At 70.3% G+C, this 15,767-nt stretch carries 17 protein-coding genes and 1 tRNA gene; 11 read left to right on the forward strand and 7 right to left on the reverse strand.

Going from position 1 to position 15,767, the window contains the following annotated elements; translation table 11 throughout:
• A tRNA-Arg gene (locus ACFVX4_RS03555) sits at positions 1-73 on the forward strand.
• 201 nt (positions 74-274) lie between these two features.
• Here the strand turns inward: ACFVX4_RS03555 and ACFVX4_RS03560 are convergent.
• On the reverse strand, positions 275-472 hold the full coding sequence (locus ACFVX4_RS03560) for a hypothetical protein (protein WP_389971487.1): 198 nt from the start codon (positions 470-472) through the stop codon (positions 275-277).
• Positions 445-1,041 carry a hypothetical protein gene (locus tag ACFVX4_RS03565; protein ID WP_389971489.1) on the reverse strand — a complete coding sequence of 199 codons (597 nt, stop codon included), beginning with the start codon at positions 1,039-1,041 and terminating at the stop codon, positions 445-447. The genes ACFVX4_RS03560 and ACFVX4_RS03565 overlap by 28 nt, the downstream gene beginning before the upstream one ends.
• Before the next feature lie 62 nt (positions 1,042-1,103).
• On the opposite strand from ACFVX4_RS03565, the gene ACFVX4_RS03570 reads away from it, so the two are divergent.
• Together ACFVX4_RS03570 and ACFVX4_RS03575 are read left to right on the forward strand one after the other, a co-directional pair.
• Positions 1,104-1,346: a hypothetical protein gene (locus ACFVX4_RS03570; protein WP_389971491.1), complete on the forward strand. Its 243-nt coding sequence runs from the start codon at positions 1,104-1,106 to the stop codon at positions 1,344-1,346.
• Positions 1,347-1,711: 365 nt separating this feature from the next.
• On the forward strand, positions 1,712-2,272 hold the full coding sequence (locus ACFVX4_RS03575) for a collagen-like protein (protein WP_389971493.1): 561 nt from the start codon (positions 1,712-1,714) through the stop codon (positions 2,270-2,272).
• Between the two features lie 80 nt (positions 2,273-2,352).
• Here ACFVX4_RS03575 and ACFVX4_RS03580 read toward each other — a convergent pair whose 3' ends face one another.
• The gene (locus ACFVX4_RS03580) at positions 2,353-2,856 is read right to left on the reverse strand and encodes an RICIN domain-containing protein (RefSeq protein ID WP_389971495.1); all 504 of its coding nucleotides are present in this window, start codon (positions 2,854-2,856) and stop codon (positions 2,353-2,355) included.
• Positions 2,857-3,374: 518 nt separating this feature from the next.
• On the opposite strand from ACFVX4_RS03580, the gene ACFVX4_RS03585 reads away from it, so the two are divergent.
• The 3 genes from ACFVX4_RS03585 (at position 3,375) to ACFVX4_RS03595 (ending at position 5,652) form a co-directional block, all read left to right on the forward strand.
• Entirely contained in the window at positions 3,375-4,625 is a 1,251-nt protein-coding gene (locus ACFVX4_RS03585; RefSeq protein WP_389971497.1) for a helix-turn-helix domain-containing protein, read from the forward strand.
• A 593-nt stretch (positions 4,626-5,218) separates the two neighbouring features.
• Entirely contained in the window at positions 5,219-5,350 is a 132-nt protein-coding gene (locus ACFVX4_RS03590) for a hypothetical protein (protein WP_389971499.1), read from the forward strand.
• Positions 5,351-5,442: 92 nt separating this feature from the next.
• On the forward strand, positions 5,443-5,652 hold the full coding sequence (locus tag ACFVX4_RS03595; RefSeq protein ID WP_389971501.1) for a DUF397 domain-containing protein: 210 nt from the start codon (positions 5,443-5,445) through the stop codon (positions 5,650-5,652).
• Positions 5,653-5,887: 235 nt separating this feature from the next.
• Here ACFVX4_RS03595 and ACFVX4_RS03600 read toward each other — a convergent pair whose 3' ends face one another.
• The 4 genes from ACFVX4_RS03600 to ACFVX4_RS03615 form a co-directional block, all read right to left on the reverse strand.
• Positions 5,888-6,064, reverse strand: a complete 177-nt coding sequence (locus tag ACFVX4_RS03600) for a helix-turn-helix domain-containing protein (protein WP_389971503.1) — start codon at positions 6,062-6,064, stop codon at positions 5,888-5,890.
• Positions 6,065-6,695: 631 nt separating this feature from the next.
• Complete coding sequence (locus ACFVX4_RS03605; protein WP_389971505.1) at positions 6,696-7,355, reverse strand: response regulator; 660 nt, start codon at positions 7,353-7,355, stop codon at positions 6,696-6,698.
• Positions 7,328-8,632 (reverse strand): sensor histidine kinase, encoded by a 1,305-nt coding sequence (locus ACFVX4_RS03610; RefSeq protein ID WP_389971507.1) that lies wholly within the window; start codon positions 8,630-8,632, stop codon positions 7,328-7,330. Before ACFVX4_RS03610 ends, ACFVX4_RS03605 begins: the two co-directional genes overlap by 28 nt.
• Before the next feature lie 90 nt (positions 8,633-8,722).
• On the reverse strand, positions 8,723-10,234 hold the full coding sequence (locus ACFVX4_RS03615; protein ID WP_389971509.1) for an FG-GAP and VCBS repeat-containing protein: 1,512 nt from the start codon (positions 10,232-10,234) through the stop codon (positions 8,723-8,725).
• 266 nt (positions 10,235-10,500) lie between these two features.
• Here ACFVX4_RS03615 and ACFVX4_RS03620 point away from each other — a divergent pair, with 266 nt between their 5' ends.
• The 5 genes from ACFVX4_RS03620 to rhaS all read left to right on the forward strand — a co-directional run bounded on the left by ACFVX4_RS03620 (position 10,501) and on the right by rhaS (position 15,656).
• Positions 10,501-10,743: a hypothetical protein gene (locus tag ACFVX4_RS03620; RefSeq protein ID WP_389971511.1), complete on the forward strand. Its 243-nt coding sequence runs from the start codon at positions 10,501-10,503 to the stop codon at positions 10,741-10,743.
• Between the two features lie 155 nt (positions 10,744-10,898).
• Complete coding sequence (locus tag ACFVX4_RS03625; RefSeq protein ID WP_389971513.1) at positions 10,899-12,443, forward strand: sugar ABC transporter ATP-binding protein; 1,545 nt, start codon at positions 10,899-10,901, stop codon at positions 12,441-12,443.
• Positions 12,440-13,495: an ABC transporter permease gene (locus ACFVX4_RS03630; RefSeq protein ID WP_389971516.1), complete on the forward strand. Its 1,056-nt coding sequence runs from the start codon at positions 12,440-12,442 to the stop codon at positions 13,493-13,495. Before ACFVX4_RS03625 ends, ACFVX4_RS03630 begins: the two co-directional genes overlap by 4 nt.
• Positions 13,479-14,531: an ABC transporter permease gene (locus ACFVX4_RS03635; protein ID WP_389971518.1), complete on the forward strand. Its 1,053-nt coding sequence runs from the start codon at positions 13,479-13,481 to the stop codon at positions 14,529-14,531. The genes ACFVX4_RS03630 and ACFVX4_RS03635 overlap by 17 nt, the downstream gene beginning before the upstream one ends.
• A gap of 39 nt (positions 14,532-14,570) precedes the next feature.
• Positions 14,571-15,656, forward strand: a complete 1,086-nt coding sequence (gene rhaS / locus ACFVX4_RS03640; RefSeq protein ID WP_389971520.1) for a rhamnose ABC transporter substrate-binding protein — start codon at positions 14,571-14,573, stop codon at positions 15,654-15,656.
• Positions 15,657-15,767: the final 111 nt, after the last annotated feature.

The following is a 15,767-nucleotide window of genomic DNA, read 5'->3' on the forward strand; positions in this document are numbered from 1 at the left end:
GCCCCCGTAGCTCAGTGGATAGAGCAGGCGCCTTCTAAGCGCTTGGCCGCAGGTTCGAGTCCTGCCGGGGGCGCACAGCGCTCATGATCACGAGGCCCTCCGCACCGGGGGCCTTTCGCTGATCAGACGCACACTAGAGGGTGGCTCGTAGAGGGCGCGTAAGCGCCGGACCGGCCTCGGGTGGCTGTGAGGGCGGTCCGGCACTGTCCGGCTGTCACCGGGTTTCCACGGGTGGCCACGGAGAATGCGCGGAGAAGTTCTCCGCGCGTCCCCGTCAGCCCTCGTCGGGCAGCTCGGGGAGGTCTTCCCCGGCTTCCATCCGCTTCTTGAGTTCGGAGAGCTGACCGGACACGCAGCGGGCGTAGATGGCCAGCAGGACCGGCACACTGTTCCCCGCCCACTCCGCGGCCTGTGCCAGCGGAATGCCGTCGTTGAGCCACTTGGTCAGCCGCGTGTGCCGCAGGTCGTACACCCGCTTGCCCAGAGGTGAGGCGAACTCATCAGGCGTGAGGACCTTCGCACGAGCGGATCGCAGGCCCGGCGAATGACGAACCCTGCGAGCAACTCACCCTTCTCCCCCTGGAACAGCAGGTCGCCCGGCTTCAGTTCCTCGGCCTTGATGTGCTCGCGCAGAATCCTCGGGAGCGACGGATGCCCAGGGACGCCGCGGGTGTCGTCCGCGGCTCGCCCCTTCAATCCCCGCTCCTCGTGGATGGCCCCGGTGTCGGTCCAGTTCTTGCCGACCTCCGGCTGAGCTGTGTGGAACAGCGGCTCGCACCACTGATCCGCAGCGTCTGGGTCGGGCAGCCAAACATCCCTCACGCGCATCGCCACTGCCTCTTCGGGGTGCGGACCGGCGTAGAGCAGCGCGAAGAATGCATGCAGGCGGGGACCACCGCGGGAACGGCTGCGTACCCACCCCAGTAGCCGGGCCGCCTGGCCGGGGTTCAGGAGTGCCCGCTTGTCCACCACAGACGATGTCTTCGGCGCGGTCCCCCTCCCCTTCGGCAGGGGGTTCGTCCGCAGAACCTTGCGCTTCACGGCATGCTCCATGGCGACGTTGAGGACGCGCCGATTGCGCTTGACGGAGCTGGCGGCGGGCCATGCGTAACCGACTGCCGCTCGACATCGCCGAGTGCGCCGGATGGACCGGCGTGCAGGCAGCGCTCGGCATCCTGATGACCGAGCTCGCCGATATCTCGCTGTGGTGGGCGGCGCCGGCCGCGCTCGTCCTCGGCTCGGCGAAGAGCTGGGTCGCCGGGCGGCTCGGCCGTAAGGGCACCGGCTCGACCCTGCCGGAATCGGCGGACCCGGCGACGCCGCCCAACATCACCTTCCCCGCGTAGCACGACCGCCCCATCTGTGCGACCGGAGGTATCCCACGTGGACGCTGCGACGCTCGGCGCCGGGAACCATCGTCGTCGGGCTCGCGGCGGCTGCGGCCGCGATCGTCGGACAGCGGGGCGCGAACCGCGCGTCGCAGTCCGGCGAATAGCCGCCGAGCACGGTCGCTCGTCGACAACCTGCAGGAAGAGCGGGACAAGGCGCAGCAGAAGCTCGCCGAGACCGAGGCGCGGCTCGCCGCGGCGTACGCCGAACTCGCCAGTGAACGGGCCAACAAGGCTGCGCTGCAGACGCAGATCACCGAGCTCACGGCCGAGCGGGATCGGCTGCACTCTCGAATCGCCGAGCTGGGAGGGAACCCGCTGTGATGCATCGTCGACCCGATGTCCTGGTGCGGCAGTGGCGCACTTTCGCGCTCGCCGCGGTGCTGCTCGTCTTGTCTGGTGCCGTGCTGCTCGTGTGGCTGAGGATCGGCGCTGCAGACCGGCGTGCGGATGATCTCGCGGCCGAGGCGGACCGACGCGGGTCGGCGGTGTCGACTCTGGCGGGTGATGTGCGGGTGCTGCGCGCGCAGATCAAAGCGAAGGGCGAGACACCTGCAGCGCCGGATCCCGGCCGTGCTGTGGCAAATCTGCCGGACCGGGCGCAGGTCCCGGTGCCGATCCCGGGCCCGGCCGGTCCGCCGGGGGCGGCGGGAGCGACGGTCACCGGGCCGCCCGGTCCGGCAGGTGCGGATGGGAAGGACGGGGCCGATGGCGCCGATGGGCGAGACGGCACCGACGGTCAGACGTGCCCCGACGGGTATTCACTCCGGCCGCCGCCAGGTGATCCGGACGGGCTGATGTGTCGCCGGGATACGCCGAGCAGCCCGGACCCCTCGCCGTCCCCGACCGTCGCCGGGCTGCCAGCCGACCGCCGCCGCTCATGAACCAACACGCCCCCTGTTCCGGCTACGGCCGGTCAAGGGGCGGTTTCGTCACGCCGCTACGTATCACCCTGCTGAAGAGGTCAGCGGACGTCGAACGAGTGGGTGTTGTAGTTGTTGTTGGTTTGACAGGCGATAACTCGGGCGTTGACAGGGGCGCCGAGGTTGCTGGGGTTCAAGCACAGGTTGTTGGCCTGGTTCTTGAGCTGGTACCGGTTGGCCTTGCTGGAGACCTCCATGCTGAAGATCTGCTCGTCCCAGCGGGGGTCACACGGACGCTGCTGGAGGGTTTCGCCGCTTCCGCCCACAGCGGTGACGCACATGTCACTGTTGAGATTACGCAGCATGAAGGTGCTGCTGGTGACCGGGTCGATGGCCCACTTCTGGGCCAGGTCGCCGGTGTCGGCCTGGTACTGGACCTCGGCGCCGCCGACCATCGAGTTACCGGCGACGCCGAGGACGAAGCCGGTCTGCCAGTTACGGACCTTGGTGCCGCTCAGCGGCCCGGTCGCGTCGGCGGTGCCCGCCCCGAGTACGGTCGCACTCAGCGCTACGGCGACCATGACACAGGCAGATCGAATGCGCATGAAGGACTCCTCTGCTCCAAACAGTCACTTTCCGTGTCTGCTAGTTACGCAAAGTACTGCATGGGCTGAGGGGTCCCCCACCAACGCACCGCAACAATGGAGTGACTCGACTCGCCCGCCATGCCTTCCACCCGTCAACCGCCAGCGGTTGGGGCCGGGCGGCGGTCCGCCCTCTTCCTCTGGCTGGAGGAGGCGGACTCGTTCGAGGCCGTACACCCATCTGGCCGACGAGAGGTTTGGGCGGGCCCCTGTGGTCTGGTTGGCTGGCGCCGCCGTCCGGTCTACGTCGTAGCCCCAGCCGAGTTGACCGGACAGCGCTCCGTCCCCTTCTCGGGGAAGGGGGCGGAGACCATCAAGCCCGGCGCTCTGTTCGGCCGACCGCCGCCGCTCATGAACAACGCCCCTCCCGCTTCGGCGGGAGGGGCGGTTTCGTGCGTCCGGAATCAGGTGACGCACCCCACAAAAAGGGCCTTGCCCATACTCTGGCAGTGACGAGCTGTTCAGAGAGGGGCAAGGCCATGCCAGACGATGCTACCCCGGACCTGTACGCCGACCCGATGGCATTCGGTCAACGCATGCAGATTCTCCGTACGAAGCGCGGCATGTCCCGCCCCGTGGTGGCCGGCCTGTTGGGCATGTCGCCCTCGTGGGTGAAGCAGGTCGAGACGGGACAGATCGCAATGCCGAAGCTCCCTGTAATCCTGCGGATCGCGGAACTTCTCCGAGTCCGGGACCTCTCTGACCTGACCGGCGACCAGAGTGCGCCCGTCGACCTGTTCATCGGGCCGGGCCACTCCCGCCTGCCAGCAGTCCGAGACGCTGTGAACGCGCTGACTCTGAGCGGGGACCGCGAGGCGCCGTCGGCTGCGCACCTGGCGGCCCGGCTCGCGAAGGCATGGGACGCCCGGCACCAGGCACCGAACCACCGCGAGGTCATCGGCGAGCTGCTGCCCGGCCTGATCCGTGACGCCCAACTTGCCGTGCGCCAGTCTGATTCGGCGGCTGACCGACGCGCAGTGCAGGCCGTCCTCTCCGAGGTGTACAGCCTCAGCCAGTTCTTCGTGGCATACCAGCCCGACAGCGCCCTGCTCTGGCGCGTTGCCGAGCGCGGCATGGTTGCTGCGCAGGAGTCCGAAGACCCGCACGCGATCGGTGTCGCCGCATGGCTGGCCGCGCAGGCGCACCGCGATACCGGCCCTAGCCACTTCGACGCCGCGGACGCCATGACCCTGGAGGCGCTCGGCTATCTGGAGAGGTTCCTGCCCTGCGCCGACGACCGAACGATGGCAATCGCTGGAGCCCTTCAGTTCGAGGCCGGGTACACAGCCGCGCGCCGCGGCGCGACCGGGGACGCCCTGGGATGGTGGGACAAGGCCAAGGCCACCTCCAAGAAGCTCACCCCCGGCTACTACCACCCGGTCACCAGCTTCTCGCGGGCCATCATGGGCGCGCACGCCGTCACCATCGCCGTTGAACTCCGTGCCGGAGGGGAGTCAGTGCGCCAGGTCATTGCGGCGGATGCGCTCGCGATTCCGTCCCGGCCTCGGCTGGCTCGGCACCGGATCGAGGAGGCGCGCGCGTACCAGCTCGACGGCCAGGCGGAGACCGCACTCGCCACGCTGGAGAAGGCGCACGAAGCCGCCCCCGAGACGATCAAGTACAACGGCTACGCACGCCGGATCGTGCTGGAGGAGACCGAGGCCCGGAGCCCAGCACGGCGGCAGCGAGCCGCAGCACTGGCTGACCAACTCGGGCTACTAGCCGCGTAGTTCGAACCCTTGAGCGAGGGGCAGGATTCCTGCCCCTCGTTTGCTGTGCCCGCTCGTACGGTCAGATCACTGTCCGACGACCGGGGGCCACTCGCATGACCACGGTGATCGAGCTCCCGCCGCTGGTGTCTCTGTCCGGCGCTCAGCAGCGCGGCGCGCATTGCGTCTGGTGCGCGGTCGCACTGGCCGGCGGAACGGCGCGCAACCTTGGGCCGCGTCCAGTCGACGCGCACGGTACGGCTGCCAACTGGTTCCCCCGCTGCTGCCGTCGCTGCTGGAACGATCGGGGGTTGTCCGAATGGGACTGACGATCAAGGTGTACGAGGTCGACTGGCACGGCCAGACCCGCATCATCCGCCCAACGACCGAAGTGGTCCCGCTCAAGAATCCGCCTCAAACATCCAAGTACCCCGCCTGTGAATGCGACCGGTGCAAGGGCAGGCAGCGGTGACGGCCCGCGCGAAGTCGGCCGCCGCGCCGGATGCCGCGTACCGCGCCTTGATCGGTCACACCGTGACCTGCGCCACCTGCCGTGCCGGAGCTGCATGCCCCACTGCGGCCCAGCTCGGCCGCGCATGGCGGGAGGCACGCCGATGAGAACCGAATCGACGGACATCATCACGCACGTCTACGGGGACATGGAGCCCGACCATACGGGCGACCACGACACCCCCTACGACCGCTCCTCATGGGACCGGCCGGGCAGATCCTGGCCCGCCAATTGACTCCCGTCGGTGGCCGCTCTTTGGACGGTCCGGCCACCGACGGGTCAACGGGCGGGGAAACAGTCTCCGCCCCCCAACGAAGGGATTAGACCATGAGTGCTCAGCCTGTGTTCGAGTTCGTTTCGGCGACCATGTGCCGCGACAAGAAGGTGGGCAACTGTCCGCAGGTCGCCCTCAATGTTCCCGGTACCGTGGCGGTGCGGGACAGCGAGCGGCCGGACCAGGTCGTCACAATGACGGCGGACGGGTGGGCGTCGCTTGCGGCCGCGGTGAAGGCCGGAGAGTTCGACCTGCTGACCTGAGAGGTAGTCCTGTGAGTCGCTGCCCGCGCTGTACTGCTGCGTCCCTGACTGATCCGGAAAGCGGGTTGGGATGGTGCGCTCGGTGCGGGCAGCACTTCGGGCTTGAGGCCCGCCGTTGCTCGGGGCTTTGGTGGCAGAGCGCTCGCGCTACCAGAGCGCCGGCCAGGCTTCGGGAGCACTGACCAGGACGACACAGACCACCCCGGCCAGCCGTACCCCGTCAGCTGGCCGGGGTTTACTCCCGGACGAGATCGGCGAGCGGTACGCCGATGGCGTCAGCAATAAGGATCAGGGTGTCAATGAGCGCGGCTCGGTGGCCCTGCTCGATCTCGCTGTAGGTCGCGATCCGGATGCCTGCCCTGAGTGCGACCGCCTCTTGGGTGAGGTTCGCGTGGAGTCGGGCGGCCCGCATGCGGTCGCCGATGGCCCTGCGTCTGGCGAGGACGCGGTCGGGGGCATCGGCTGGTGGTGCACCTGCCCACGCTCGCCGGGAGCTTGATCGTTTGTCTTTACGGTTGACCGTAAAACGGTTGATCATGGAAACTGCGGTATGTACTGACGGCATATGCCATTGCCGAAGCGCACCGGCGCACCCAAGGTGTATCCGGGGGTAACTCCCCACCCAAGACGGACACGGCAGGCTCTCCTCGCGCGAGGTCCGATCCGTCCAGATGACGGAGCCGCGTCCAAGCCGCCCCGGCGGCCCCTATCCTGGGGCGGTCGGGGCGGTCCACTTTCGAGGGATCGGGATACGGTCAATTCCCGAAGAATCTCAGGCCAAGCGCCTTTCCCTAGATTGGTCAGACGCGACCTGCGAAAACGCAGGTCAGCACATCGCTAAACCTCGCACACCTTCTAAGCGCTTGGCCGCAGGTTCGAGTCCTGCCGGGGGCGCACAGCGCTCATGATCACGAGGCCCTCCGCACCGGGGGGCCTTTTCTCGGCCCGGGGCACGCTAGCGAGCGGGGCGTAGCGGCGGCGTAAGGCTGGAGGCAGATGCCGACGGAGCGGGCGGCGGGCCGGTCGTCAGGCGCGCAGGAAGGTCAGGACCGCAGGAAGGTCAGGACCGCGAGGACCCTGCGGTGGGTCTCGTCGGCCGGTGGGAGGTCCAGTTTGGCGAGGATGTTGCCGATGTGCTTGCCCACCGCCGCCTCGGAGACGACCAGTTCGCGGGCGACAGCGCCGTTCGACCGGCCCTGGGCCACCAGGGCGAGCACCTCGCGCTCCCTGGCGGTGAGGCGTTCCAGCGGATCGCGGCGGCGGCGCAGGAGTTGGCGTACGACCTCCGGGTCGACGACCGTGCCGCCGTCGGCGACCTCCCGCAGCGCGTCGATGAACTCCTCGATCTGGCCGACCCGGTCCTTGAGCAGATAGCCGACGCCCGAACCGTCCCCGGAGTCCAGGAGGTCCGCGGCGTAGGCGCGTTGCACGTACTGGCTCAGGACCAGTACCGGGAGGGCGGGCCGGCTCTCGCGGAGCCGGACCGCCGCGTGCAGGCCCTCGTCCTGGAAGCCGGGTGGCATCCGGACGTCGGTCACGACGATGTCCGGTCCGTGTTCGGCGACGGCCGCCCCGAGCGCTTCCGCGTCGCCGACGGCGGCGACCACCTCGTGGCCGAAGCGGCCGAGCAGACCGGTCAGTCCCTCGCGCAGCAGCACGCTGTCCTCGGCCAGGACTACGCGGAGCGATCGGTCCACTCGCAAGGAATCTCCACACGCAATCGGGTCGGGCCCCCGGCCGGGCTGGACAGCGCAAGTCTGCCATCGAGCACGGACACCCGGTCGGCCAGGCCGGTCAGTCCGCTGCCGCCTCCGGACGTGCTCGCACCGCCCCGTCCGTCGTCGTGGATCTCCAGGAACAGCCGGCCTCCGCGGTGGCCTCCACGGACCTCGGCGCGGCTCGCGCCGCTGTGTCTGGCTACGTTGGCCAGCGCCTCGCAGACCACGAAGTACGCGGCCGCCTCGACGGCTTCGGGGAGTCTGCCGGGCAGTTCGACGTCCAGCCCGACGGGGATCACGGAGCGTTCGGCGGCGTCGGCGACCGCGGCCTGGAGGCCGTAGTCGGCCAGGACCTGGGGGTGGATGCCGTGGATCAGTTCGCGCAGTTCCGCGAGCGCCTTGCCCGCCTCCTCGTGGGCCCTGGTGAGCTGGTCGGCGAGGGGGCCCGGCGGGGCGTCCAGCCGGGCCAGGCCGAGCATCATGGTGAGGGCGACGATGCGCTGCTGGGCGCCGTCATGCAGATCGCGTTCGATGCGGCGGCGCTCGGCCTCGAAGGCGTCGACCAGCCGGACCCGCGAGCGGGCCAGTTCCATGACCCGTTCGTCCGGCCCGGCCGGTCCGGGAGTGAGCAGGAGGCGGGTCAGTTCCGCTCTGGCTCCGGCCAGCGCGCCCAGGGCGTAGCTGCCGAGCAGCAGGAGGACGAGTCCGCAGGCCGCCGCCGCGAAGGCTTCGGGCCAGGTCGTGACCGTCCACAGCTTCACCACGCGGAACTCCGAGCCGTCCCCGTAGACCTCCATCAGTACGGGGGTGCTCAGCATCGCCAGCGGTACGGCCGTACAGACGGCCACCGCCAGGGCGTCGAGCGGCCACAGGACCACGGCGAACAGCAGCGCGTACCCGAGCTCCCACCAGGTCGCCCGTTCCCGGAACCGGCAGGCCGCCCAGCTCCGCAGCCCCGGTTCGGCCGGCCGGCGGTGCGGGTCCGGGGCCGGGACGGGGCCCATCAGGCCGAGCCTGCGCCGCTCCAGGGCCGCCACCGGAAGGCCGGTCAGGGCCATGAGTGCGAGCAGCGGCAGCCCGATCAGTACGACGGAGAGCGCACCACCCACGACCGCACCGGTCACGGTCACCACCAGGACGACCGCGCCGGCCAGGGCACCGCTGATCAGGTAGCCGGCCGATCGCCAGGGCCAGGAGGTCAGCGGAAAGCGGGGCGACGGCAGGGCCTGCCACACGGTGCGGGGGCCTCTCGTTCGGCTCATGGCCTCACCGTAGGAGGCGGTCCCGGGGCGGGGCATACCCGCTGCCCGACTTCCGGGGGTGGGGCCGGCCCCACCCCCGTTCCCGTGCGGTCAGCGGTTGAACGACGATCCCAGCGTCGCGGCCGTTCCCACGGTGCCCAGCGTGCCGTGGCCGAAGGTGAACGAGCCCTTGGCCGTCAGGCCCGCCGCCGTGGCCGGGAAGACCCACAGGGAGCCTGCGTCGCTGTTCTCGCCGGGGGCGCCGACGGCCAGTTCGCTGCGGCCGTCGCGGTTGGCGTCGACCAGCTTGGCGGCGCCGCCGAACCGGTCGCCGGCCTCGGCCGCGCCGGGAACGTCCGCCGTGTCCTGGTTGAAGCCCAGGGTGCCGGTCCCGGTCGGGCCGGACGCGGTGCCGGGGAGGACCAGGACCGAGCCCGCGTCCTTCTTCGTGCCGATGTCCTCCTGGGCGACGCCGACGGCGATGTCGCCGTAGCCGTCGCCGTTCATGTCGCCGATCGACAGGGACGCGCCGAATCCGTCATGCACTTCGGCGGCGCCGGGAACACCGGCGCTGTCCTGGTTGAAGACCTTGGCCCGGTCGCCGCGCGGCCCGGTGGCGCTGCCCGGTACGTAGGTGATCATGCCGCCCAGGGCGAGCGGGTAGTCCAGATCGCTGTCGTAGCCCTCAACCGTGCGGCCCACGACGAGGTCGGCGTACTTGTCCCCGTTGATGTGGCCGGCCGTGATGGTCTCGCCGCCCTGGAGGCGGTAGCCGTTGGGCCGGTTGACGGTGGTGTAGTCCTCGGCGAGGCCGGTGGCGCCGCCGTTGCGGATGAGGATGCGCCGGGCGTCGTACTCGTCGCCGTCGTGGACGACGGCGGCCAGGTCGTCGCGGCCGTCGCCGTTGAAGTCGCCCGCGGCGATGTCCATGTAGCGCAGATCGTCCATGTCGGGGATCTTCCGGGCGGGGGCCGCCGCGCTGCCGTCGCGCTTGAACGGGCCGGACAGGACGCGGATGTTGCCCAGCCCGAGCGTGACGATGTCCATGGCGCCGTCGCCGTCGAAGTCGCCCACGGCGGTCTGGGAGCCGACCCCGTCGTACTCCTGATCGCCGGTCAGGAGGGTCGCGCCGCCGGAGAGCCCCTTCTCACCGCCCCAGATGACGGTGAGCGAACCGGCCTGCTTGAACGTGCCGATCTTCTCGTTGCCCGCGCCGACCACGAGATCGCTGTAGCCGTCCTTGTCGAGGTCGGCGGAGACCATGGAGCTGCCGAACGCGTCGCCGCTCCCGGCGGCGTCCGGTATTCCGGGCGAGTTCTGGGTGAAGACCTGCTTGGTGGAGGTCTGCAGTCCGTTCTTGGAGCCGTACACCACACCCACGTATCCGGCCTTGGTCTTGCCGTCGACCGTGGCACCCGGCGCAGTGAACGCGAGGTCCGGGTAGCCGTCCCCGTTGAAGTCGTCGCGGCGCGGGGTCGGTGCGGGCACCGCCCCGTTCGCGGACGCCGACACCGAGGTCGTGGCGCGGGCGGGCGTCGCCGCCTGGGCAGTGGGGAAGGTGGTCACGGCGGTCGCCACGGTGATGGCGAGGACCACGGTGGTTCCTAGGGCACGGGATGCCACGTGGACTCCTTCGTTCGGGTTTCGGAAGGTTCGGGTGAACAGTGCGGTGCGTCGGTGGAGCACCGGCACCGCGCAGTCTCAGACAGGCGGCGGCGCGCGACGGTTGCCTCCCCGAAGCGACCGTTACAGCTCTGCCACGCGAACGACCGGCGAACACCGGGCGACGAAATCCGGCCACCGGGGCCGGAGTTGAGCAGCAGGATGCGCGCGCCACGGCCCTCCGGGGCACTGTCCGGCCGGACCCGGTCCGTGCCATGGCCGGTTTCATGGATGCTTCCGAGGCGCAGTCCACCCGGCACCTGCTGGAACGGTTCACCGCCGATGCCGGTCGCGTCGTCTCCCTGGAAGCCCTCTGGGGGGACGAGGTGGTCCGCGACATCCACCACCGCCGGTACGGCACCGGCCCGTACCGCACGTCCGATGCGTGGCGCATCAGGCGCGGCCGTCTCGCGCGGGCCTTCGTCCGGACCGGCATCGAGCACACACTGGCGTCCCACCCCGGCCTCTGACGAGCGGGCGCGGAACGGCGACAGGCAACAGGCACGCCGCCGGACCATTGACTGCGCCCGCGATCCCCGTCTAGCTTCCGAGCTACCTCATTGAATCCTTTCACGGTGCGTGGACACCGCGCTCCACCCGCGCGTGCCACCGCTGAGGAGCCTCCATGAACCAGCCCGCCAAGGGCCCGCCCCCGGCCCCGGTCCCCGTCGCCCCGGTCCTGGCGCTGAAGGACGTGAGCAAGTCCTTCGGCGACGTACGCGCCCTGCACGACGTGTCCCTGTCCCTCCTCCCCGGCGAGGTCCACGCGCTCGCCGGGGAGAACGGCGCGGGCAAGTCCACCCTCATCAAGACGCTCGCCGGCGTGCACCGCCCGGACAGCGGACAGATACTGCTCGACGGCGAGCCCGTCGCCTTCCACGGGCCCGCCGCCGCCCGCGACGCCGGGATCGCCGTCATCTACCAGGAACCGACCCTCTTCCCCGACCTGTCGATCGCCGAGAACATCTTCATGGGCCGTCAGCCCCGGCGCGGCCTCGGCCGGATCGACCGCCGCGCCGTGCACGGGACCACCGCGGGGCTGATGCGCCGGCTCGGTGTCGACCTGGCGCCCGACCGGCCGGCCCGCGGGCTCTCCATCGCGGACCAGCAGATCGTCGAGATCGCGAAGGCGCTCTCCTTCGACGCCCGGGTCCTGATCATGGACGAGCCGACGGCCGCGCTCACCGGCGGCGAGACGGCCCGGCTCTTCTCCGTGGTGCGGACGCTGCGCGACGAAGGCGCGGCCGTGCTGTTCATCTCGCACCGGCTCGACGAGATCTTCGAGCTGTGCGGGCGGGTCACGACGCTGCGCGACGGCCGCCGGATCTCCTGCGAGCCGCTGGCCGGACTGACCGGGGACGATCTGGTGCGCCGGATGGTCGGCCGCGATCTGGACGCCCTCTATCCGAAGCAGGACGCGGCGGTCGGCGAAGTCGCCCTGTCGGTCGGCCGGCTGACCCGCGAGGGCGTCTTCCGCGATGTGTCGTTCGAGGTCCGGCGCGGGGAGATCGTCGCGCTCGCCGGGCTCGTCGGCGCCGGACGGACCGAGGTCGCCCAGGCGGTCTTCGGCGTCGACCGCGCGGACGCCGGGGAGGTACGGGTGGGCGGCACCGTGCTGCGCCCCGGATCGCCCACTGCCGCGATGGCCGCCGGACTCGCGCTCGTACCGGAGGACCGCCGTCAGCGCGGGCTCGTCATGGAGCTGTCCATCGAGCGCAACATCGGCCTCACCGGCCTCGGCGACGTCCGCAGGCGCGGGCTCGTCCGCCGCGCCCTGGAGCACGACCGGGCCGCCGACTGGGCCGTGCGCCTCCAGCTCAAGTACAACCGCCTCGCCGACGCCGTCGGCGTGCTGTCCGGCGGCAACCAGCAGAAGGTCGTGCTCGCCAAGTGGCTCGCGACCGAACCGTCCGTACTCATCGTCGACGAGCCGACCCGTGGCATCGATGTCGGCACCAAGGCCGAAGTCCACCGGCTGCTCTCCTCGTTGGCGGCGGACGGGCTCGCGGTGCTGATGATCTCCTCCGATCTGCCCGAGGTGATCGGGATGGCCGACCGGGTGCTCGTCATGCGCGAGGGCCGGCTCGTCGCCGAACTCCCGCGCCGGAGCGCCACCGAGGAGACGGTCATGGCCGCGGCGACCGGACTGGGCGGAAGGGCGGTGGCATGACCACCACCGTCGAAGGCCCGCCGGACATCGGCTCCGGGGCTCCGGCGCGCGGTGCCTCCTCGCTCGTGGACGCGGTGTTCCGGGCCCGTGAGATCTCCATCGCCGGGGCGCTCGTCCTGCTGGTCCTCGGCACGTACGTCGCCAACCCGCGGTTCCTGTCCGACCAGGGCATCAAGGACCTGCTGCTCAACGCCTCGATCCTGGTGCTGCTCGCGGTCGGCCAGTCGGCCGTCGTGATCACCCGCAACATCGATCTGTCGGTCGGTTCCGTCGTCGGTCTCTCCGCCTTCGCCTGCGGCAGGTTCGTCGCCGGGACGGACCACGGTGTGCTCGCCGTGCTGCTGCTCGGCGTCGCCGTCGGCGTGGTCTGCGGGCTCGTCTCCGGCGCCCTGGTCAGCTTCGGCGGGGTCCCGGCGCTCGTCGTGACGCTGGGCATGCTCTACATCATCCAGGGCGTCGACTACTGGTGGGCGCAGGGCGACCAGATCGGCGCCGCCGAGGTGCCCGACCCGATTCTGGGGCTCGGCAGCGGCAGCGTCCTCGGCGTGCCGTATCTGCCGCTGATCGCCCTGGTCCTGCTCGCCGCGACCGCGTACTTCCTGCGCAACCACCGCTCGGGCCGGGAGCTGTACGCGATCGGTTCGAGCCCCGAGGCCGCCGTGCTCGCCGGGGTCCCGATCCGCCGCCGGATCCTTGCCGCGTACGCCTTCTCCGGGGCCGTCGCCGGTCTCGCCGGGGCCCTGTGGCTGGCCCGGTTCGGCACGGTCGTCGCGGACAACGCGCACGGCTGGGAACTGACCGTCGTCAGCGCCGTCGTCGTCGGCGGTGTCGCCATCACCGGTGGTACGGGAACGGTCTGGGGCGCGGCGCTGGGCGCCCTGCTGCTCACCACCATCGGCAGCGTCCTGGTCGTCCTGAAGGTCGACTCCTTCTGGCAGGGCGCCATCACCGGTGCGTTGCTGCTGCTGGCCATCAGTGTCGACCGGATCGTGAACCTGCGGATGACCGCCGCACTGAGGAAGAGGAGCGCCCGGCATGGGAACGGCGCCTGAGACGCGGGAGGCGGCGGACGCCGCCCGGACGAGGGGCAAGGACGCCGGTGGCCGCGTACGGAGCCTGGCGCTGCGCTGGGACACCGCGGTAGGCGTGCTCCTGGTGGCGGTCCTCGTCATCGGCCTCGGCTCCACGGACGGCTTCGGCTCCGGCGAGAACCTCGCGTTCGCCTTCAACGACATCGCCGAGGTCGCCATCATCGCCCTGCCGATGACGCTGCTCGTCGTCGCCGGCCAGGTCGATCTCTCGGTCGCCTCGATGCTGGGCCTGGGCAGCGCGCTGACCGGTGCGCTGTGGAACGCCGGCTGGGCCTTCGAGACGATCGTGCCGGTGGTGCTGCTGGTGGGCGTGGCGGGCGGGCTGCTCAACGGCTGGCTGGTCACCCGGGTGGGGCTGCCGTCGCTGGCCGTCACCATCGGCACCCTGGCCCTCTACCGCGGGCTGGCCTCGGTGGTGCTGGGCAGCGACGCGGTGACCGACTTCCCGCGGACGTACGCGGACTGGGCGGTCGACACCACCACGGTGCCCGGCACCTTCGTCACGTACCCGGTCCTGCTGTTCGCCGTCCTCGCGGTGCTCACCGCGATCGTGCTGCACGCCACGGGCCTGGGCCGTTCGCTGTTCGCGATCGGTGCCCAGGAGGAGGCGGCGTACTTCGCGGGCATCCGGGTCAAGCGGATCAAGCTGCTGCTGTTCGTCGTGACGGGGCTGTTCGCCTCGTTCACCGGTGTCCTGTTCACCCTGCGGTACGGCAGCGCCCGCGCCGACAACGGGCTCGCCTTCGAAATGCTCGTCATCGCCTCCGTACTGCTCGGCGGCATCGACTTCGACGGCGGAAAGGGCACCCTCTTCGGCGCGGTCGCCGGGGTGCTGCTGATCGGGGTGCTGAAGAACCTCCTGACGCTCAACGACATCGCCAACGAGGTGCAGGTGATCGTGACCGGCCTGCTGCTCGTGGCGTCCGTCCTCACCCCCCGGGTGATCGCCGCTGTCGTCGAACGACGGCACCGGCGCGCCGCGAACGCCCGGTCCTGAACTCCCCTCCCGTATCCCGTCGAAAGGCACACCGTCGCCATGATGCTCCGCACCGCCGCCGGACGCCGCGCCGTCGTGACCGCCGCCACCGCCGTGTCGCTCGCTCTCGCCCTGAGCGCCTGTTCCGGCACCACGAAGGACAGCACGGACCAGGGCTCCGCGAAGGCCGGGACGACGGCGAAGGCCGATCCGGACGCGCCGCTGAAGAAGGGCCTGAAGCTCGCCTTCCTGCCCAAGCAGATCAACAACCCGTACGAGAAGATCGTGGACGACGCGGGCATCGCGGCCGCCCGGGAGTTCGGCGGTACGGGCAAGGAGGTCGGCCCGTCCGACGCCGGGGCCTCCTCGCAGGTCAGCTACATCAACACGCTGATCCAGCAGCGCCAGGACGCGATCCTGGTGGCGGCCAACGACCCCAACGCGGTGTGCGGCCCGCTGAAGCAGGCCATGAAGAAGAACATCAAGGTCGTCGCGTACGACTCCGACACCGCGAAGGACTGCCGTCAGCTCTTCATCAACCAGGCGAGCTCCGAGGAGATCGGCCGCAGCCTGGTCCAGCACCTCGGTGAGCAGATCGGCTACCGGGGCAGGATCGCGATCCTCTCGGCCACCCAGAACGCCACGAACCAGAACACCTGGATCGGCTTCATGCAGGACGAGTTGAAGCTGCCCAGGTACAAGAACATGAAGCTGGTGAAGGTGGCGTACGGGGACGACGCGGACCAGAAGTCGTTCCAGCAGACGCAGGGCCTGATGCAGGCGTACCCGGACCTCAAGGGCATCATCTCGCCCACCACCGTCGGCATCGCCGCCGCCGCCCGCTACCTGAGCGACTCCTCGTACAAGGGCAAGGTCGTGCTGAACGGACTGGGCACGCCGAACCAGATGCGCAAGTACGTCAAGGACGGCACCGTCGAGCAGTTCTCGCTGTGGAACCCGGAGGAGCTGGGCCTCCTCGGTTCGTACGCAGCCGCCGCGCTGGCGTCGGGGCAGATCAACGGCACGGAGGGGGAGAAGCTCAAGGCGGGCAGGCTCGGTGAGTACACGGTCGGCAAGGACGGCGAGGTCGTCCTCGGCAAGCCGACCGTCTTCGACCGCGGGAACATCGACAAGTTCAACTTCTGAGCGGCATGACGCCCGGTGGGGCGGGGGGGTTTTTTGGGAGGGGAGGGACGCCAACCCCCAACCCCCCCCCCTCCCTTTCCCCCCCCCCCCCCCCCCCCCCCCCCCCCCCTC

This window comes from Streptomyces sp. NPDC058240 (genome assembly GCF_042882135.1).
Lineage (GTDB): Bacteria > Actinomycetota > Actinomycetes > Streptomycetales > Streptomycetaceae > Streptomyces.